Origin of the sequence: Marinobacterium nitratireducens (assembly GCF_014645375.1) — a bacterium.
Classification (GTDB): domain Bacteria; phylum Pseudomonadota; class Gammaproteobacteria; order Pseudomonadales; family Balneatricaceae; genus Marinobacterium_A; species Marinobacterium_A nitratireducens.
In genome coordinates, this window is sequence record NZ_BMLT01000003.1 from 233,374 (window position 1) to 253,837 (window position 20,464).

13 protein-coding genes are annotated in these 20,464 nt (G+C 64.3%); 6 read left to right on the plus strand and 7 right to left on the minus strand.

Translation table 11 applies throughout. The features are described from left to right. Positions 1-46: 46 nt before the first annotated feature. Positions 47-1,885 carry a methyl-accepting chemotaxis protein gene (locus IEX85_RS06785; protein ID WP_188859750.1) on the minus strand — a complete coding sequence of 613 codons (1,839 nt, stop codon included), beginning with the start codon at positions 1,883-1,885 and terminating at the stop codon, positions 47-49. A gap of 413 nt (positions 1,886-2,298) precedes the next feature. Next, on the minus strand, positions 2,299-4,320 hold the full coding sequence (gene uvrB, locus IEX85_RS06790) for an excinuclease ABC subunit UvrB (RefSeq protein WP_188859752.1): 2,022 nt from the start codon (positions 4,318-4,320) through the stop codon (positions 2,299-2,301). Between the two features lie 243 nt (positions 4,321-4,563). Here uvrB and IEX85_RS06795 point away from each other — a divergent pair, with 243 nt between their 5' ends. The 6 genes from IEX85_RS06795 to IEX85_RS06820 all read left to right on the plus strand — a co-directional run bounded on the left by IEX85_RS06795 (position 4,564) and on the right by IEX85_RS06820 (position 13,004). Beyond that, the gene (locus tag IEX85_RS06795; RefSeq protein ID WP_188859754.1) at positions 4,564-5,751 is read left to right on the plus strand and encodes a pyridoxal phosphate-dependent aminotransferase; all 1,188 of its coding nucleotides are present in this window, start codon (positions 4,564-4,566) and stop codon (positions 5,749-5,751) included. 294 nt (positions 5,752-6,045) lie between these two features. Further along, positions 6,046-6,657, plus strand: coding sequence for a TetR/AcrR family transcriptional regulator (locus IEX85_RS06800; RefSeq protein ID WP_188859756.1), 612 nt, complete (start codon positions 6,046-6,048; stop codon positions 6,655-6,657). Continuing rightward, the gene (locus IEX85_RS06805; protein WP_188859758.1) at positions 6,654-7,697 is read left to right on the plus strand and encodes an efflux RND transporter periplasmic adaptor subunit; all 1,044 of its coding nucleotides are present in this window, start codon (positions 6,654-6,656) and stop codon (positions 7,695-7,697) included. The genes IEX85_RS06800 and IEX85_RS06805 overlap by 4 nt, the downstream gene beginning before the upstream one ends. Beyond that, entirely contained in the window at positions 7,694-10,747 is a 3,054-nt protein-coding gene (locus tag IEX85_RS06810) for an efflux RND transporter permease subunit (protein ID WP_188859760.1), read from the plus strand. Before IEX85_RS06805 ends, IEX85_RS06810 begins: the two co-directional genes overlap by 4 nt. A gap of 15 nt (positions 10,748-10,762) precedes the next feature. Further along, positions 10,763-12,070 (plus strand): TolC family outer membrane protein, encoded by a 1,308-nt coding sequence (locus IEX85_RS06815; protein WP_188859762.1) that lies wholly within the window; start codon positions 10,763-10,765, stop codon positions 12,068-12,070. 130 nt (positions 12,071-12,200) lie between these two features. Continuing rightward, entirely contained in the window at positions 12,201-13,004 is an 804-nt protein-coding gene (locus tag IEX85_RS06820) for a hypothetical protein (RefSeq protein ID WP_188859764.1), read from the plus strand. Between the two features lie 368 nt (positions 13,005-13,372). Here the strand turns inward: IEX85_RS06820 and IEX85_RS06825 are convergent, their stop codons facing one another. The 5 genes from IEX85_RS06825 to IEX85_RS06845 form a co-directional block, all read right to left on the minus strand. After that, the gene (locus tag IEX85_RS06825) at positions 13,373-14,014 is read right to left on the minus strand and encodes a hypothetical protein (protein WP_188859766.1); all 642 of its coding nucleotides are present in this window, start codon (positions 14,012-14,014) and stop codon (positions 13,373-13,375) included. 31 nt (positions 14,015-14,045) lie between these two features. Then, the gene (gene dcd / locus IEX85_RS06830; protein WP_188859768.1) at positions 14,046-14,612 is read right to left on the minus strand and encodes a dCTP deaminase; all 567 of its coding nucleotides are present in this window, start codon (positions 14,610-14,612) and stop codon (positions 14,046-14,048) included. Positions 14,613-14,988: 376 nt separating this feature from the next. Then, a complete protein-coding gene (gene apbC, locus IEX85_RS06835; RefSeq protein WP_188859770.1) occupies positions 14,989-16,077 on the minus strand; it encodes an iron-sulfur cluster carrier protein ApbC in 1,089 nt (362 codons plus the stop codon). 363 nt (positions 16,078-16,440) lie between these two features. Then, a complete protein-coding gene (locus IEX85_RS06840) occupies positions 16,441-19,674 on the minus strand; it encodes an MFS transporter (RefSeq protein WP_188859772.1) in 3,234 nt (1,077 codons plus the stop codon). After that, complete coding sequence (locus IEX85_RS06845; RefSeq protein WP_188859773.1) at positions 19,671-20,282, minus strand: TetR/AcrR family transcriptional regulator; 612 nt, start codon at positions 20,280-20,282, stop codon at positions 19,671-19,673. Before IEX85_RS06845 ends, IEX85_RS06840 begins: the two co-directional genes overlap by 4 nt. Positions 20,283-20,464 lie beyond the last annotated feature (182 nt).

Consider the following 20,464-nt stretch of genomic DNA (forward strand, 5'->3'; position numbering starts at 1 on the left):
GTTACGCGTCACCCGTAACACGTCGTCCGTAACACGTCGTCTTTAATCAACAACGAAACTGCCCGGTCATGCCCAGCAGTTCGTCGGAATGGCTGACCACCTGGCCGGAGAAGTTGCGGATCTCGCGCGAGCGCTCGGCATTGCCGCGCACCGTGTCGAGGACGCCGCTCATGCTCGTGGCGATCGACTGGGCGGTGGCCGAGATCTCTTCGATGCTCGCGGCCTGCTGATGGTTGCGGTCGCGCACCTGGGTGAAGAGGTCCCGGATGCGCGACATCTCCCCGGCGGCGTTGTCGCCGAGCGAGCGACTGCCGTCCACCCGCCCCTGGCCGTCGCGCATCGCCTCGAGGATATGTTTCATCTGCGCCTGCATCTCGCCAATGATCTTGTTGATGCTGGCGGTGGCGTTGACCGTCTTCTCCGCCAGCGCCCGCACCTCGTCGGCGACCACCGAGAAGCCGCGACCGGCCTCGCCGGCCCGGGCGGCCTCGATGGCGGCATTGAGCGCCAGCAGGTTGGTCTGTTCCGCCAAGCCGTTGATCATCTCGGTCACACCGTCGACGCGCGAGCTGGCCACGCCGAGCTCGTCCAGCTCGCGGTGCACCTGGTCGAAGATCGCCGCCAGCTGTTCGAGGGAACCGAGCGCGTCGGTGATCACCGCACCGCCCTTCTCGGTAGCTTCGTGAGCACCGAGCGCCAGGTTGTTGGTCTCTTCGCTGGCCAGCGCCATGTCCCGCACCGTCATGCTGATCTGCTCGACCGCCGCCGCGACACTGCCGGTTTCGTCCTCGGTGTGGCCGCTTTCGGCCACCAGCTGTTCCAGGGTGCCGCTGAGTTCGCTGGACATCGACTGCAGTCGGTGACTGCTGCTGACAACCCGGTTGAGCACGCCGCCGAGCTGCTCGGTCAGGCCGTTGACGGCCAGCCCCAGGCGATCGAAGTCGTCATTGCGCTGCGTATCGACGTCGAGCCGCTGCTGCAGATCGCCCTTGGCGATCTTCTCCAGGCTCTCGACGGTACGGCTCAGGGTTCGGGTCGAACTGCGCCACACGGACAGCAGCAGGACGGCACTGACCAGCGCCACGGCGACCGCCGCCGCAAGGATGCTGAAGCTGGCGCGGCTGGTCGTCGCGGCAGCGTCGGCCCGCGCCTGCTGCAGCCGGGAATCGATCAGCTGGATCAGCATGTCGGTGCTGCTGAGCAGGGTTTCCAGCTCGCTGCGCGTCTGGTGCTGTACTGCCGCCTGGTCGCGCAACAGTTTCACCAGCTGGCCTCCGGACGCGGCGACCTGATCGATGCGGTCGGCGAAGGCGTCGATGAAGCCGAGCTCGGTGATCTTGTCCCGAAGCACCTGAATCGACGCCTCGTATCCCTTGATGCTCTCAGGGTCGCGGCGCTCGACCAACTGGGCCAGAGCCTTCTTCACGTCTTCGAGCCAGGGCCGCATGTTAGAGAACATGGCGGCCTCGAAAGCCTGGATCTGCTCATTCAGCGCACCGCGGGCACCGGTTTGATTGCCGTCGCCGATCCGGCTGCCGAGATCGATGACTTCCGTCTGCAGCCGGACCAGCTCGTCCAGCAGGTCGATGATGGCCCCCACGTCGACCCCCTCGGCGCCGAGGCGTTCGAGTTGCGCCCTCTTCTCCTGGCGCAGGGATTCCAGCGCCGCCCGGTCATTGCGATCGCGGGCGGCGACCGCGAGGATATCGATCTTGAACAGGTTAAGTTCGTTCTGCCAGCCGCTGAGCTCGTCCGCGTGACCGGCGGCATCGACTTGGCTGTTCAGTGCCGAAACCGAAAGCCCGCCCAGCACGGCGAAACCCACCAGTGTCACGATTACTACCAGCAGCAGCCGCTGCCGAAATCCCGGATTGAACAGTGTCATCTGCAAGTCCCTGAATGGCTCTCATAGTCGTTGTTGTAATGGGGCCTGGCCTGCGCACCGGGCCAATGAAGGACTATCGGCCGTAAGGTATGGATATTTAGACCTTTTTACCAAAAGTGTTGGCAATGACGGACAGCGCTATACCTGAGGCCAACCTCCGCGCAGGGAAAGGGACGCCCCATGAAACCGAGTCGCCACATCCACCACCCATCGGCGATACCGATCCCGATCCGGCAGGCCGACCACACCGAAGCCCTCAAGCCGAGGGACATCAGCCCGGGCTGCATCGAAAACGTTTTTCAACAGCCTGCCAGGGTGCCGGTGAGCAACGCAAACCGCACCGGTAACGGTGGTGAAGTGCGCTCCGCTTACCGGCACCCTACGGAATTGCGAAATCCCGCGGCGCTCTCAGTTCAGTTGACCGGTTCCAGGTGCTTGAGCTTCTCGAGCTCGTCGCGGTAGTGCGCCGCAAGCTCGAATTCGAGGTTCTTCGCCGCCTCGTACATCTTGTCCTCGAGCTGACTGAGGGTGCGGGCCAGCTCCTTCGACGACATGGTCGCCGGATCCAGCGCATAGTCGGCGGCCTTGTCCGCGACCTTCCTGGCGCTGCGCGCGGCCTTGCGGCCGGGCACCGTCGAGGCCCCTTCCATGATGTCCGCCACGGACTTGCGAATCCCCTTCGGCGTGATACCGTGCTCCCGGTTGTAGGCGATCTGCTTCTCGCGCCGCCGCTCGGTCTCGGCGATCGCCCGCTGCATCGAGCCGGTGATGCGGTCGGCATACAGAATGGCGCGACCGTTGACGTTTCGCGCCGCGCGACCGATGGTCTGGATCATCGAGGTTTCGGAGCGCAGGAAGCCTTCCTTGTCGGCGTCGAGAATCGCCACCAGCGCGACTTCGGGCATATCGATACCCTCGCGCAGCAGGTTGATACCGACCAGCACGTCGAACTGACCGATACGCAGATCGCGGATAATCTCGACCCGCTCGACGGTATCGATATCCGAGTGCAGGTAGCGCACCCGCACGCCGTGCTCCCCGAGAAACTCCGTAAGATCCTCGGCCATGCGCTTGGTGAGCACCGTCACCACCACCCGCTCCTCGCTGACCACCACCCGATTGATCTCGGACAACAGGTCGTCGACCTGGGTCTGCGCCGGGCGCACCTCGACCTGCGGGTCGACCAGGCCGGTCGGTCGCACCAGCTGCTCGGCGACCTGGCCGGCATTGGCCGCTTCGTACTTGCCCGGCGTCGCCGAGACGAAGATCATCTGCGGCGCCAGCGTCTCCCACTCCTCGAACCTCAACGGCCGGTTGTCGAGCGCCGACGGCAGACGGAACCCGTACTCGACCAGAGTTTCCTTGCGCGAACGGTCCCCCTTGTACATGGCACCGAGCTGCGGAATGGTGACGTGTGACTCGTCGATCACCACCAGGGCGTTGTCCGGCAGGTAATCGAACAGCGTCGGCGGAGGCTGACCGGCACCGCGCCCCGACAGATAGCGCGAGTAGTTCTCGATGCCAGAGCAGTAGCCCAGCTCCATGATCATCTCGATATCGTACAGAGTCCGCTGTTCCAGGCGCTGCGCCTCCACCAGCTTGCCGTTGTCACGCAGCTGCTTGAGCCTTAGCTGCAACTCGTCCTTGATATGATCGACCGCCTCCAGCAGCACCTCTCGCGGCGTGACGTAGTGCGTCTTGGGGTAGATGGTGACCCGGGGCACCTTGCGCAGCACCGCGCCGGTCAGGGGGTCGAACCAGCTGATCTGGTCGACCTCGTCGTCGAACAGTTCGATGCGCACCGCGTCCTTCTCGGACTCCGCCGGGAAGATGTCGATGACATCGCCGCGCACCCGGTAGTTGCCGCGGTGCAGCTCGACATCGTTGCGGGTGTACTGCAGCTCCGCCAGGCGCCTGAGAATCTGGCGCTGATCGATTTCCTCGCCCCGGTCCAGGTGCAGCATCATCGACAGGTAGGACTTGGGGTCGCCGAGACCGTAAATCGCCGATACCGTGGCGACGATGATGGCGTCGTCACGCTCGAGCAGGGCCTTGGTCGCCGATAGCCGCATCTGCTCGATATGGTCGTTGATGGAGGCGTCCTTCTCGATGAAGGTGTCGGAGGACGGCACGTAGGCCTCGGGCTGATAGTAGTCGTAATAGGAGACGAAGTACTCGACCGAATTGTCCGGAAAGAACTCGCGAAACTCGCCGTAAAGCTGCGCCGCCAGGGTCTTGTTGTGCGCCAGGATGATGGTCGGGCGCTGCACCCGGGCGATGACGTTGGCAACCGTGAAGGTCTTGCCGGACCCGGTCACACCCAGCAGCGTCTGCGCCAGCAGGCCATCTTCGATGCCTTCGACCAGGGTGTTGATGGCGCTCGGCTGATCCCCCGAAGGCTCGAAACCGGACTGAATTTTGAATCGCTGCTTCATACTGTCACCCCTGTTGCGCAACCGGCCATTATACCGGAATCGAAGCGCCAGGGATAAGGCAGTCCGACGCACGCCTGCGGCAACCGCAGGTTGCCAATTTTTTGGTCGAGGCATTTAGACTGCACTGCGATTCCGCTATTATTAGTCGGCTCTGACCCCATAAAACGCACGAGGGAAACCGGAGCAACGGACCTCCGTACCCCAGGTACGGATCCCGATCGACTAAACGAGAGGATATTTGGCTTGGACGTTCAACTTTCAGACCGCGTAAATAGTATCAAACCGTCCCCCACGCTCGCGGTGACCAACCGCGCAGCCGAACTGCGTGCGGCCGGTAAGAATATTATTGGTCTGGGCGCCGGCGAACCCGACTTCGACACCCCGGATCATATCAAGCAGGCCGCGATCCGCGCCCTGAATGAAGGCTTCACCAAATACACCGCCGTCGACGGCACCCCGGGTCTGAAAAAAGCCATTATTGCCAAGTTCAAGAATGACAACGGTCTGAGCTATGAGCCGAACCAGATACTGGTATCCTGCGGCGGCAAGCAGAGCTTCTTCAACCTGTCGCTGGCGCTGCTGAACGACGGCGACGAGGTGGTCATTCCGGCGCCCTACTGGGTGTCCTACCCGGACATGGTGCTGGTCGCCAACGGCAAGCCGGTGATCGTCACCACCACCCAGGAACAGCGTTTCAAGATGACCGCCGAGCAGCTCGAGGCGGCCATCACCGAACGCACCCGCCTGGTGGTACTGAACAGCCCGTCGAACCCCACCGGCGTCGCCTACAGCCTCGACGAGCTCAAGGCCCTGGGCGAGGTGCTGAAAAAGCACCCCGACGTGCTGATCGCCACCGACGACATGTATGAGCACATCCAGTTCTCGGATCAGCCGTTCTGCAACATCGTCAACGCCTGCCCGGAACTGTACGAGCGCACCATCGTGCTGAACGGCGTATCCAAGGCCTACTCCATGACCGGCTGGCGTATCGGCTACGCCGCAGGTCCGGCCAAGCTGATTGGCGCGATGAAGAAAATTCAGTCCCAGAGCACCTCCAACCCGACCTCGATCGCCCAGGTCGCGGCCCAGGCTGCACTTGAAGGCGACCAGGCCTGCGTGGCCGAGATGGTCAAGGCGTTCAAGCAGCGCCACGAATACGTCGTCGAGGCACTGAACGCAATCAACGGCGTCGAGTGCATCCCGGCCGACGGCACCTTCTACGCCTTCCCGAGCTTCCAGGGCGTGATCGATGCCGACCCGCGCTTCGAGAACGATATCGACCTTGCCGAATTCCTGCTGAGCGACGCCGGCGTGGCGCTGGTACCGGGCTCCGCCTTCGGCGCGCCGGGCAACATGCGCCTGTCCTTCGCCACCAGTCTGGAGACGCTGCAGGACGCCATCGGCCGCATCAAGAAGGCGATCGAGGGCTAACGCCTGAGCAACTTACAGAAAGGGCTCCCACTGGAGCCCTTTTTCGTTGCCGCTCCCGTAGGTTGGGTCTAGCGACGAAGTCGCGTAACCCACCCCCCCGTGCCTACCGCAATCAATCGACCTGTACAACGGTCGATTCGATGGGTCCACGATGCCCTGACCACGCGGAAAACGTTTGAACTCTTACCACCGCATCGCTTGACCCGTCCTACGCCAAGGGTCGCCCGGCGGTTTCAATCACGGTCTGTTAACGATAAACTTGCACTCAATTTTAGAACGACCGGTCTAGATGTTATGACGCGCGGCCGCAGACCCGTACACTGCCGTACACAGCTGCTGGAAAGAGGCATGGAGCTGTTCGATCGTAACGGCTACCACGGCACAGGGCTCAAGGAAATTCTCGATGCCTGCCAGGTTTCCCGCGGCTCGTTCTACAATTTCTTCGGCAGCAAGGAGGAATTCGCCGTTGAAATCATCCGTCACTACCAGGACCTGGGCTTCGCCCACTGGACCCTGCAGCTGGACCCGCATGGCGACTACGCCGCCCAGTTGCGGCGCCAGATCGAAGCCGAAATCGACCAGGACCAGGAGCACTGTTTCCGCATGGGCAGCCTGCTCGTGAACCTGTCCGGCGAGATCGGCTCGGCGTCGGACGCCTTTCGCGGCGCCATTGCCGCCGCCACCGAACGCATGCTCGAGGCCATCGAAACCGATATGCGCATCTGCCAGCAACAGGGCACGGTGCGCCGGGACCTGTCCGCCCGCGCGCTGGCCGAGCTGATCTGGAACAGCTGGCAGGGTGCACTGTTGCGTCGCCAGATCGAAGGCTCGGCAGAGCCCCTGCGCACCATGGTCAGGCTGCTCTGGGACCAGTTGCTGCCGGCCACGCAAGCGAGAACGCCATGACACGCCGATTGCCGATTGCCGCACTGCTCTGCGCGCTGGCCGCGGAGGCCTGGGCCCAGACAGACCAGCCTCCCGGCCTCCCGGCCGAGGTGGTGACGGTCGAAAGCCGTCCGCTCACCGCCAGCATCGCCGCGGTTGGCACTCTGGCCGCGAACGAGCAGATCTGGCTGCGACCGGAACAAAGCGGTCGCGTGCTTGAGATCCGTTTCAGCGAAGGAAAGCCGGTAAGCGCCGGCGAGGTGATGATCGAACTGGATGCCTCGATCTATCGGGCCGAACTGCACAAGGCTCAGGCACAGTTGAACCAGAGCCGCCGGGCATACGATCGCGCCCAGAGCCTGCTGTCGCGCAAAGTCGGCTCGGAAACCGAGCGCGACAGCGCCCTCGCCCGCCTCAAGGTCGATGAGGCCGAGGTGGAGCTGGCGCGCACCCGGCTCGACAAGATGACCCTGCGCGCGCCATTCGCCGGGCTCACCGGACTGCGCCAGATCAGCCCCGGCGACTATGTCGCCATCGGCCAGGATCTGGTGGCGCTGGTCGACAACCGCTCGATGAAGGTCGACTTCAGGATACCGGAGATCTACCTGCCCGCACTGCGACCCGGGCTGCCGGTCAGGATTCAGGTCGATGCCTTCCCCGGCCGCCGCTTCGAAGGCTCGGTCTATGCCATCGCCCCGGGCGCCGACGCCCAGAGCCACAGCCTGCGACTGCGGGCACGCATTGCCAATCCCGAAGGCCTGCTGCGGCCGGGACTCTTCGCCCAGATCCAGTTGCAGGCCGGCGAAACGGCGGCAGCACTGTTCGTGCCGGAACAGGCGATCATCCCCGGCGCCGATGGCTCCAGCGTTCTGCGCGTGAACGCCGAACAACAGGTCGAGCGGGTCGCTGTCGAGCTCGGCCAACGCCGTCCCGGCGAGGTGCAGGTCCTGAGCGGCCTATCGACCGGCGACATCGTGGTCACCGCCGGCCAGCTCAAGCTGCGGCCGGGCATGCCGGTAACCCCGGTGCACGTCGACAACAACCGGGCCCCGACGCCGTGATCCTGCCGGACCTCAGCATTCGCCGACCCGTGCTGGCGACCGTGATGAGCCTGCTGCTGCTGCTGATCGGACTGATCGCCTACGACCGCCTCACCGTGCGCGAGTATCCCAAGATCGACCTGCCGGTGGTGACGGTGGAAACCAGCTACCCCGGCGCCAGCGCCTCCATCATCGAGTCCCAGGTCACCCAGGTGCTCGAAGACTCGCTGGCCGGCATCGAGGGGATCGACTTCATGAGCTCGATCAGCCGCACCGAGCAGAGCCAGATCAGCGTCACCTTCCGCCTCGAGCGCGACCCCGACCAGGCCGCCAACGATGTACGCGACCGGGTCGGGCGGGTGCGATCGCTGCTGCCCGACGAGATCGACGAGCCGGTCATCGCCAAGACCGAAGCCGACGCCCAGCCGATCATCTACCTGGCGTTCGCCTCCGAAGACCAGAACCCGATGGAGATTACCAGCGTCGCCGATCTGCGCGTCAAGGACAGGCTGCAGACGGTACCGGGCGTGGCCAACGTGCAGATCTTCGGCGAACGCCGCTACGCCATGCGCATCTGGCTGGACCCGACGCGCATGGCGACCTACGCGCTGATACCGGAGGACGTCGAGGACGCGCTGCGGGCACAGAATATCGAGATCCCCGCCGGCCGCGTCGAGAGTCTTGACCGCGAGTTCACCATTCTCGCCCGCACCGATCTGAACCGGATCGCGGAGTTCGAGCAGATCATCGTGCGCAATGTCGACGACTACCCGGTGCGCATTCGTGACGTCGCCCGTGTCGAAGTGGCGCCGCAGAGCGAGCGCATCATCACGCGCTTTCGCGGCGAAAGCGCAGTCGCGCTCGGGGTGGTCAAGCAGGCCACGGCCAACCCGCTCGATGTCTCGCGCGGCATCCGCGCGGAACTGGAGAAACTGAGACCGTTGCTGCCGGAGGGCATGCGGGTCGAGATCGCCTACGACTCCTCGGTGTTCATCGACGAGTCGATCCAGTCGGTATACAGAACCCTGCTGCAGGCCGGCGCCCTGGTGGTGCTGGTCATTTTCCTGTTCCTGCGCAATCCCCGCGCCACGCTGATTCCGGTGGTAACCATTCCGCTGTCGCTGATCGGCGCCTTTGCCATGATGTGGCTGTTCGGTTTCAGCATCAACACCCTGACGCTGCTGGCGCTAGTGCTGTCGATCGGCCTGGTGGTGGACGATGCCATCGTCATGCTCGAGAACATTTACCGCCACGTCGAGGCTGGCCTCGACCCGATCCAGGCCGCTTTCAAGGGCAGCCGCGAAATCGCCTTCGCGGTCATAGCCACCACCCTCACGCTGGTCGCGGTATTCGTGCCGCTGTCGTTCAGCGAGGGACGCACCGGCCGCCTGTTCACCGAATTCGCGCTGACGCTGGCAGGCGCCGTGGTGGTTTCGACCTTCGTCGCGCTGACGCTGTCGCCGATGATGGCGTCGCGTACGCTGCACCTGCAAAAGCATCATTCGGCGCTCTACTCCCTCATCGAGCGCTGGCTGCAGGCGCTGATCAGCGGTTACCAGCGCCTGCTCGAGCGGCTGCTGCACTCGCGCCTGCTGGCGCTGTCCATCATGGTCGCCAGCGTCCTCGGCGGCGCCTGGCTGTACGCCCAGCTGCCGGAGGAGCTAGCGCCCTACGAGGACCGCGGCACCATACTCACCTTCAGCATCGCTCCCGAAGGCTCGACACCCGACTACGTCGACCGCTACGTCCGCCAGCTCGAAGCCATCGTGCGCGAGATCCCGGAACAGAACCGCTACTTCACCGTCATCGGTTTCCCCACCGAAACCAACAGCCTGACCTTCGTCGGTCTGAAGCGATGGGAAGACCGGGAACGCCGGCAGCAAACGATCACCGAAGCGCTCTCCGGACGCCTGTATGGAGAAGTCAGCGGCACCCTGTCGTTCGCCATGAACCTGCCGTCGCTGGGCCAGAGCCCGATCTCGCGGCCGGTGGAATTCGTGGTGCGCTCCCACGCCGACTACCGCGAGCTCAAGCGCATCAGCGACGAGCTGATGCAGCGGGTGCGACAGAACCCCGGTTTCGTCCAGCCCGACAGCGACCTCAAGCTCAACAAGCCCGAACTGCAACTCTGGGTCGACCGCGACAAGGCTTCCGATCTGGGTATCGAGATCGACGCCATTGGCCGGGCACTGGAATCCTACATGGCCGGACGCAACGTCACCCGCTTCAAGCGCCAGGGCGAACAGTACGACGTCATCGTCCAGATCGAGGACAACCAGCGACGCACGCCGCAGGATCTGACCGGCATCTACGTGCGCAGCCCCGACGGCGGCATGGTGCAGCTCGCCAATCTGGCGCGGGTCGAGGAGCAGGTGGCGCCCAAGGAGCTCAACCATTTCGACAAGGCACGGGCAGTGACCATCCAGTCGGTACTGGCTCCGGACTACAGCCTCGGCGAGGCCCTGCGTTTCCTCGAGGACAACCTGGCCGAGATCGCCCCCGAGGCGGGCTTCGATTACACCGGCCCGTCGCGGGAGTTCCGCGAGTCCTCCAGCAGCCTGCAGCAGACGTTCGCACTGGCGCTGTGCTTTATCTTTCTGGTGCTGGCCGCCCAGTTCGAGAGCTTTCGCAATCCGCTGATCATACTGCTGTCGGTTCCGCCGGCGCTGTTCGGCGCGATGCTGGCGCTTTATCTGAGTGACGGCAGCCTCAGCGTTTACAGCCAGATCGGCCTGATCACCCTGATCGGCCTGGTCACCAAGCACGGCATCCTGATCGTCGAATTCGCCAACCAGCTGCAGGACCAGGGCCTGGAAATCCGTGATGCCATCCTGCGCTCGGCAAGCCTGCGGCTGCGACCGATCCTGATGACCACCGGCGCCACGGTGCTGGGCGCCCTGCCCCTGGCAATCGCCAGCGGTGCCGGCGCAGAGTCGCGTCAGCAAATCGGCTGGGTTATTGTAGGCGGTATGCTGTTCGGCACGCTGCTGACCCTGTTCGTCATTCCGACCGTGTACAGTTTTTTCGGCAAGCGTACCTTCAAGGACGTCAGACCGGTTCACAATCTTTAACAGAGGACGCTAAGTGTGAAACCACGCACCCCCTTTTACCGACCGGCGTTGCTGGCGCTGGGCATCAGCCTTGGATCGGGCGCCGCCCAGGCCGGCAGTCTGATCGAGCTGTTCGATCTGGCGGTGGCCAACGATCCGCAGATCCGCTCCGCGGCAGCCCAGATGCGCGCCGGGCAGGAAGCTCTGCCCCAGGCCCGCTCGCAGCTGCTGCCCAACCTGCTGCTCGGGGCCGACTCGACCTGGACCGACACCGAGAATGCCGGCAGTTTCAACAGCGAGGGCGTGACTCTGAGTCTCAACCAGTCGGTATTCTCCGCCAGCCGCTGGTACAACCTGCGCCGCGGCGAGGCGCTGTCGCGCCAGGCAGAACTGGTGTTCGACCAGGCGCAGCAAACCCTGATTCTGCGCACCGTCAGCGCCTACCTCGACGTGCTGCGGGCGCTGAACAACCTCGAAAGCGCCCGCGCCGAAGAGCGCGCCATCAAGCGCCAGCTCGATCAGGTCAACGCCCAGTTCGAGGTCGGCCTGATCGCCATCACCGACGTCCAGGAAGCCCAGGCCAGCTACGACAACTCTGTGGTGCGCCGCATCGAAGCCGAAGGCGACCTCGACAACAGCTACGAAGCCCTTGACCGTCTCGCCGGCGAGCCGTTTCGCGACGTGACCAAACTGCAGCCGGACTACCCGATCGAGCCGCCGCAGCCGGCCGAACCCGAGCCCTGGCTGGAAAAGGCCTGGCAGAACAACCTCGGCCTCCAGGTCGCCGACAGCAGCATCGAGGCGGCGCGCCGCTCGGCCCAGTCGGCACGCGCCGGCCACTACCCCACCCTCGACCTCAACGCCAGCTACGACACCGACGGCAGCGGCATCAGCGGCGACGTCGGCGAAACCGGCACCATCGCCCTGGCGCTCAACCTGCCCCTTTACCAGGGCGGACTGACCAGCTCCCAGACCCGTGAGGCCGAAGCGCTTCTGGATCAGGCAATGCAGGACCGTCAGGACACCCTGCTGGCCGTGACCCAGCAGACCCGCAGCCTGCTGCGCAACCTGCGCACCAATGTCCAGAGCGTGAAGGCGCGGGCCCAAAGCATTCGTTCCGGCGAAACCGCGCTCGAAGCGACCCAGGAAGGCTTCAATGTCGGCACACGAAACGTCGTCGACGTGCTGAACGCCGAACGCAACCTCTATGCGGCGCAGCGCGACTACGCCAACGCCCGCCTCGACTACATCGCCAACCTGTTCAGCCTGAAACAGCAGCTGGGCACCCTGAACCCGGGCGACGTTGCGACCCTGGACAAGTGGCTGCTGGAGCAGGAAAGCTGACAGCGGCAAGTGTAACCTCGACTATCGCGCCCGGCCTCGTTTGGGCGCATACTGGGGGCATCGACGGATCCCCCTTTTCGGACCTCAAGGGTAACTTTCAACACCGGGTTCCGGCATCCGGAGGAGTTATATGAGCGAACTGCTGACCCAGATACTGGAAAAAGTGAGGGTCGCCTACGTGCAGGCCATGCAGGAGGGCGACTACCAGCAGCCCTACCTGACGGCGGAACGGCTCTGCCATGAACAGCTGCACATCGACGCAGACGCCCTGTCCCGCATCATCGACGAGGACCCGACGCTGCTCGCGGCCCGCGCCGGTGAACTGGTACAGGACCCGGACGAACTCGACAACCCCTCGGTCGGCGCGATCATCTGCTACAACATCGTCGCCGCGGCGATGGACGGACTGCTGACAGTGGCCGTCGAACACGACTGGCTCGACGTCGACGAGGAAGGCAACGTGCTGGTCGACGATACCGAACTGCACGAAGACCGCCCCGCAATCATGCGCGTCGACTACAGTCGCTCGGCCCAGGCGCTGGAAAATGCCGGCCAGGCGGGCGCCAGCCGGCTGTCGAAGCTGTTTCACGCCGCCGAAGCGCAATACGTCAAGCTGCTGGACAACGAGGTGCACGACGCCTACCAGCTGGCGCTGCGCACCTCGTCCGACTACGCCATTTTCGCCCCCGAGGACATCGCGCCACTGGTGGCGGAAAACCCGCTGCTGCTGGGCCTGCGACCGGACGGTCTGGTCGACCCCGACCTGTTCGAGGGCGATCCGCCCGCCGGCATTATCATCAGCAGCCACCTGACCCACATGCTGCTGCAGCAGCTGCTGGAAATCGCCTCCGAGCGCGGCGCCCTGGCCCGCGACAGCAGTGGGCACCTGATCCTGCCCGCCGAAGACGAGGAATCCAGCCCGCAGCTGCATTGAACGTAGGTTGGGTAGAGGCGCGCAGCGCCGAAACCCAACACAAATCCTCAACCGCAGCAGACCCCGCGAGAACGGGTGTTGGGTTACGCTTCGCTCCGACCAACCTACGTTGCTATCGGCACTCGGCCCGCAGGGGGCCGGAAAGCGAAGCGCACCGCACCGCCCGGCTACAGGGAAACAAAAAAGGTTGATTGCGCTAGCGGGGAAAACGTAAATCGAGGATGGCTGAAAGCGTTAAACCCTGTGCCAATGCGGCTCCATCCATCCGGCTTTTGGCCTATGGATTCCCGCTAATCTGCGAAGAGCCACAAAAAAGGCACGGCCCTCGCGGGCGGTGCCTTTTTTCCGTCTACCGCCAGGAGGGCGGCTCAGTGCATGGTAATGCCGATCGGCGCCACACCGTGCTTGTGGCTGTCGAAGACTTCGCGCAACTCCGCAAGCGGGCGCAGGCCGTAGTCCCGCGGGTCCTTCGGCAGCTCGAGCCAGTCCAGCGTCCAGATGCGGGTCATCAGCTCGTACTCGCCGATCAGGGCATCGAGGAAGATCATCGCCGCCTCGACGCGCGGATCCAGATCCAGCTCGCGCGGTACGTCCTCGAGATAGATTTCCAGCCGCAGCTTGCGGTCGACATCACGCAGCGCGAACCAGAAGTCGCGCAGCTCGCAGAACTCCTCGCCAACGCTGATATGCCGGGGAACCGGATCGTAGCGGTGGTTGAACGCCTTGAACTGGATACCGGTCAGCTGCGGCGCGGCCCCGACCAGGCTGAGCACCGAGCCGATCGACTCGGGATAGCCGTCGCAGCCGAAAATCATCTCGACCGGCCCTTCCTCCTCGTCACGCTCGAAGTGGAACGTCAGATTGCGGTCGATCTGCCGCAGGATGTCATTGTACTGACTCAACAGCGCATCGGCTTCGAACTGGTTGTTCTGCTGACTGTGCAGCAACTGGTCGATGGTCTGCTCGACCTGCTGCCAGAACTCGTTGATCTGTTTGCGATTCTGCTTCATGAACTCTATCAGATGGGCTGCAGCGGCCGGGTCAGGTACGGGGTACCACGACACCGGTCTGTCCCTGGTACTTGCCATTGCGGTCCCGGTACGACGTCTCGCAGACTTCGTCTGCGCCGAGGAACAGCATCTGGGCAACGCCTTCGTTGGCGTAGATTTTCGCAGGCAGCGGGGTGGTGTTGGAAAACTCCAGCGTCACGTGACCTTCCCATTCGGGTTCGAGCGGCGTGACATTGACGATGATGCCGCAGCGGGCATAGGTACTCTTGCCCAGGCAGATCGTCAGGACATCCCGCGGAATGCGGAAATACTCGACGGTGCGGGCCAGCGCGAAGGAGTTCGGCGGAATGATACAGACGTCGGACTTCACATCAACGAAGCTGCCGTCATCGAACGCCTTGGGGTCGACGATGGAGGAGTTGATGTTGGTGAAAATCTTGAATTCGTCGGCACAGCGCACATCGTAACCGTAGCTCGAGGTGCCGTAGGAAACGATCGCGCCCCTGTCGGTGCGACGCACCTGACCCGGCTCGAACGGCGAGATCATCTCGCACTCGGCCGCCAATCGGCGGATCCAGCGATCGGATTTGATTCCCATAGATAGAGAGTCCGTCAGTCGAATAGTCTAAAAAGTCGGCTATTCTACCTTTTTGCAACTGCGGTGTGTAGGGTGCACCGAGCGAAGCAACCGTCATGGACAGCGGAAGGTCGCCCGGCGCGGATAGCGGCACGTACGTAGGAGCCCACTCCGTGGGCGAATAACCGCAGTGCCGGAACGGGTTCGCCCGGGGACCGGGCTCCTACGGGCGAACAACCGCAGTGCAGGAACGGGTTCGCCCGGAGACCGGGCTCCTACGGGCGAACAACCGCAGTGCCAGAACGGGTTCGCCCGGAGACCGGGCTCCTACGGGCGAACAACCGCAGTGCCAGAACGGGTTCGCCCGGGGACCGGGCGCCTACAGCTTCCGCCCGCGTCAATCGTTCTCGACGCTGATGTTCGGCATCGGCCCGGCGGTTTCGTTGCGGCTGGCGATACGCCCGGCGATGCGCCGCGCAATCTCGAGGTACGCCTGTGCCGGCGCCCCGCCGGGATCGGCCGCCGCGGTCGGCCGCCCGGAGTCTGTCTGCTCGCGGATCTGCAGCGACAGCGGCAGCGAGCCGAGCAGTTCGGTATCGTACTGCACCGCGATGCGCTCGCCGCCACCGGCACCGAAGATGTGCTCTTCGTGGCCGCAGTTGCTGCAGATATGGGTGCTCATGTTCTCGACGATGCCCAGCACCGGGATGCCGACCTTGCGGAACATCTCGATCCCCTTGCGGGCGTCGAGCAGGGCAATATCCTGCGGCGTGGTGACGATCACCGAACCCGTCACCGGCACCTTCTGCGACAGCGTCAGCTGCACATCGCCGGTGCCCGGCGGCATGTCGATGAACAGGTAGTCGAGATCGTCCCAGCGGGTCTGGGTCAGCAGCTGCTGCAGCGCACCGCTGACCATCGGGCCTCGCCAGACCATCGGCGTGGTTTCATCGATCAGATAGGCCATCGACATCGTCTGCAGCCCCTGCGCCGGGATCGGCTTGAAGTACTTGCCATCGTCGGATTCCGGGTGGGTACCCGGCGCCACGCCCACCATCAGCCCAAGGCTCGGGCCGTATATGTCGGCATCGAGCACGCCCACCCGGGCGCCGGCGCGGGCCATGGCAAGCGCCAGGTTGATGGTGGTGGTCGACTTCCCGACCCCGCCCTTGCCCGACGCCACCGCGATGATATTGCGCACGCCGGCCAGGTTCGGCAAATTGCCCTGGGCTTCATGGGGCCGGATCTGCTGCCGAATCTCGACCCGCACTTCGCGATCGAGCGCGGCGCCGAGCCTCGCCGAGAGGTCCGCGGCCAGCGCTTCGCGGATATCGGCGCAGGGATAGCCAAGTGTCAGCACCACCAGCACCCGTCCATCCTCCTCCCGCACCTCGGTCAGCGCACCGGCGCTGGCAAGATCCCGACCTAGGACTGCGTCCTGCTGCTGACTCAGGGTGGTTTCGATGCGCTCTCGGTACTGCTGCATATCTGCTTGAGCTCCTGTCGCCTGCCGGCGGCCAAATAGTTTTTCCAACACTGGGAGGAGCCTGCGAATAAGTCCCATTTGGTCTCTGCGGGCCCTGAAGCGTGCAGCTGCAAGGCGCAGTGCGCAGGGAATACCCTAAAGGGCACTTTGGCCGTAGTCCTTTTCAAGCGCTGCAACACAGCAGAAGCATGCTTCAGGGCCCGCCCTTCGGGGCTTGCAGCGCGAACCGGACTCTTTGTTGCCGCTTCTCGACAGGCAACCAGCATGCCTTCAAAGCGGCGCCGCGATTCCAGCCCGCGCTGCAAGCCAGAGCCTCATTGGGACTTGTTCGCAGGCTCCTTAACCTACTTAATTGGTCGGGAATTATTGCTGTTTTAGCGCCGAGCGTCCAGTGCCCGAAGCGACATCCTCGGTGCCGGATGCGCCGGTCGCAGGCGTCCCTGCATTACCGGGGCCTTGGCGCAACCAGAGAAAGCCATCCTGGTCCAGAGTGCCCCGAACGCCGGTGCGGAACCAGCGCAGTCCGTCCCGTTCGATCACCGCACGGGCGGTCGCCCCGGGCTCGCCGAGATAGCCCTGCATGATCTGCGCGCCGCCGATCACCACCTCGCCCGGGACCTGCGGCGGCCGCTCTTCCAGTGATACCGGATCGACGATACGGAAGGTGGTACCGGGTAACGGCAACCCCAGACTACCGGGCCGCGTGCCTTCCTGCAGGGTCCACCACTGGGTATCGAGATAATCGGGCAGGTTTACGCTGGCCACCGGCGTGGTCTCGGTACAGCCGTAACCCGCCAGCACCGGCACTCGGAAACGCGCCTCGAAATCCCGCGCCAGCGCCGGATCGAGTGACTCGCCGCCAACGATTACCGAGCGCAGCGACTGGAACATCAACGGATGCAGCCGCGGCTGCGCCAGATACTGCCGCAACCGGCGCTCGCTGGTACACAGCAGCGTCGCGCGCCGGCGTGCAACCGTTTTGCCAAGCGCCACCGGATCGGCGCCCTCCTGATCGGGGTGACAGATCACCGGCACGCCTTCGACCAGCGGCATCAGGCAGGTGACCGTCAGCCCGGTGGCCTGACTCAACGGCTGAGTGGCGACCCAGACGTCGTTCTCGCGCACGTTGAGCACTTCGCCGATCTGGCGAATGTTGGCGATCAGATTGCGATGACTGAGCATCACGCCCCGAGGCACGCCCTGCGGGCCAGCGTCGAAAACGATGGCCGCGGTCGCATCGAGCCCCCGGTCGTGACACAGCCAACGCTGCAGCAAGGCCAGCGGAATCAGGCGACAAGCCAGGCGAAGCCCCAGCGGCGCCGCAGTGCCGGGAGGCGGAGCAAGATCCTCGAGGCGAAGCACCCGGCATTGCGCCGGCAGCTGCACGCCGGCAGCATCGAGACGCCCCAGCGCATCCCGGGTCGCCAGCAGGGAGCGGACACCGGCCCGCTCGCACATCGCCCGCAGCTCCTGCCCGGTGGCGTCGGGACTCAGATTGACCAGGGTCTTGCCGGCCATCAGCGCCGCCATATTGGCCAGCACCCCCTGGCTGCTGGTCGGTACCATCAGTCCCAGGTTCGCACCCTCGAGCCCGCGCAAACGCCGCGCCAGCTGGGCACAGGCTGCGAGCAGCTCGCGATAGCCCAGCGCCTCGCCGCGGGCATCGCGCAGGATCCAGGCCGAAGGTCCCTGGCGGGCGCTGCGCACAAAGGCACGCGGAACCGTTTCCAGCTGCTCGACGTAGCGGTTCCAGGCATGGATCGACAGCTCGGAAACCCGCTGCTTCACCGTGCTGGCATCACTGTTAATCGGTATCGGCGCACCGAAGGCCACCACCAGATCGCGCCGCAGCCCGAAGCGCCGGCCGGCACGCAGCCTGCGGCCCGAGCGCGAAAAACGGCTCCCCCAGAGACCGCGCAGATAAAACGGCACGATGGTCGCGCCACTGTCCTCGGTCACGGCGACGCAGGCGCGCTCGAAACCGTTGCGAAAACGCCCCAGCTGGCCGGTGTGGCTGATCATCCCCTCGGGGAACAGGCACACCACCTTGCCGGCCTGAAGCAGCTCGCCAATCCGCGCCAGCGCCTCGCGGCTGTGACGCGAAGAGATCGGAATCACGCCAAAACGGTCGAGGAACCAGCGCAGATACCAGCGCTGGTAGATACTGCGCTCCATCACGAAATGGATATGCCGCGGGCAGGCCAGTTGCAGGATGCCCCAGTCGAGCCAGCTGATATGGTTGCCGAGCAGCAGCATACCGCGCCCCTCCTCCTGCAGGTGCTCGAACCCCAGCACCTCCAGTCGGTACTTGCGCCGCAGCACTGCTGTCAGCAACAGACGGATCAGCGCTTCCGGCAGCAGCAGCACCGTGGCCAGCGCCAGCAGCAGGGCCACGGTGGCGAGGGCGTACAGGAGCGTTACCCCCGGCACACCCCGATAGGCGCTGAACACGGTGAGCCCAAGGAAGGCCAGCATGGCAATATTCTGGATAAAATTGTTGCCCGCCAGCACACGGCCACTCTCGCCGCGCTCGGCATTGAACTGGATCAGCGCATTGAGCGGAATCACCATCAGCGCGCCGCAGAAACCGACCAGCAGAAACAGCAGCCCGGCCCGGCCCAGATCTCCTGCGCCGGGCAACAGCAGCAACGCCAGCGCCACCCCGCCGGCCCCGAGCGGGATCAGGCCGAGATTGATATGGTGACGGGACAGGCGCCCCGCCAGCAGCGAGCCGGCCATGATGCCGATGCCCGCCAGCGCCATCGCCCCCTGAATGCGAAAGGTGTTGAGCTCTCCGAGCTGCGACTTGGCGAAGGCCGGGAAAACCGCCAGCATCACCTGGCTCAGCGACCAGAAAAGCGCCAGCCCCAGTATCGACAACCAGATCGGGCGAATCCTAACGAGATGGGCCAGATTTCGCGTCAGCGTGCGCCCGCGGCGGTACGCGCGCCAGTCGAAACGCAGCGCGCTGTCGGTTCGACCCTTTGCCGGCAGGCGATACGCCAGCCAGGTTTCGAAACAGGCGCCGGCGACCAGAAACCAGCCCAGCGGCGCAATGCCGCGCATCAGTTCCGCCGGGCCCGCGCCCTCAACGCCGGCCAGGCGCAGCTCGAACAGCAGCGAGAACACCAGGATACCGGACAGTATCGCCACCATCGTGGCCGCCTGCACCCAGCCGTTGGCCTCACCGAGATTGTCGCTGCCTACGAGTTCGCGGATATAGGCGTATTTGGCCGGCGAGTAGAAGGCGCTTTGCAGCGCCAGCACGAACGTCAGCGCGAACGCCGGCACAAACCAGCCGAGGTAGTAGCAGGCGGTAATCGCCAGCGTCACCAGGATCGCGGCGCAGGCCGACAGCCGCATCACCCTGTACTTGGGGTACTTGTCGGAAACGAAGCCCGCCGGCGTAAACAGCATTATGAACGGCAGCAGGATAAGGCCATTGACCACCGCGGTCAGCAGTATCTGTTCGTTACCGTCGTAACTCTTGAACAGGGTGTTCTGAATAATGATCTTGTGGCCGAGATCGACGAAGGCGTTGATAAAGGCCACCGCCACGAAGGCGGCGAAACCCCGTACTTTCAAAAGTTCTATCATCGCAGCTCTCCCCGGGCGCTCAGCCAGCCGTCGAGATACTGATCCACCAGCGTCGGCAGCATGCGCAGGCTCGCCTGATCACCGGACAGAAACAGCTTGCCCCGCTGCTGCAGTACCGCCAACCCATGCACCGAGCCCCAGAGCGTGCGCGCCTGCAGACGAATATCCGCCTCCGACGCCGCCGGCGCCAGCGCCCGGAGCGGCGCCTCGACCCGTTCGAACAGCCGCTCGATGGATGCGCCGAGCCAGTCCGGGATATCCACCCCGGGCGAGGTGCGGTGTTCGAACAGCAGGCTCCAGCGCTGCGGCTGCGCCCTGGCAAAGGCAACGTAGGCGGCGGCATAGGCGTGCAGCTGCGCCCTGGGCTCAGAGCCACCGACGGCACCGAGCGCTGCGTGCAATTGCCCGAGCGTCTGGGCGTTGAGATGCCAGCACAGATCGTCGAGATTGCGGAAAACCGAGTATAGCGTCGCCGCGGAATAGCCGATCGCGGCGGCGATCCGGCGCGCGCTCAGCGCCTCGATGCCCTGCTCGTCCAATAACCTGCCGGCGGCTGAGAGCGCCAGCTCACGCAATTCTTCGGCGCTGTGTTCACGGGGTCTTGCCATGACGGGTCTCCGCGGTTTCCAAACAGCGTTTAATAACGCTACGCAAAATTACTAAACAGTGTTTACAAAGTAAAGCTCAAAATTCATCCAGACCAGCAATCAAAAGCTGATCTTGTTTTAAACTTCATCTGACTGTAAATTCAGGTTCTCTCCTTCCACACCGTTTCGGCCGCCCCTGGTCG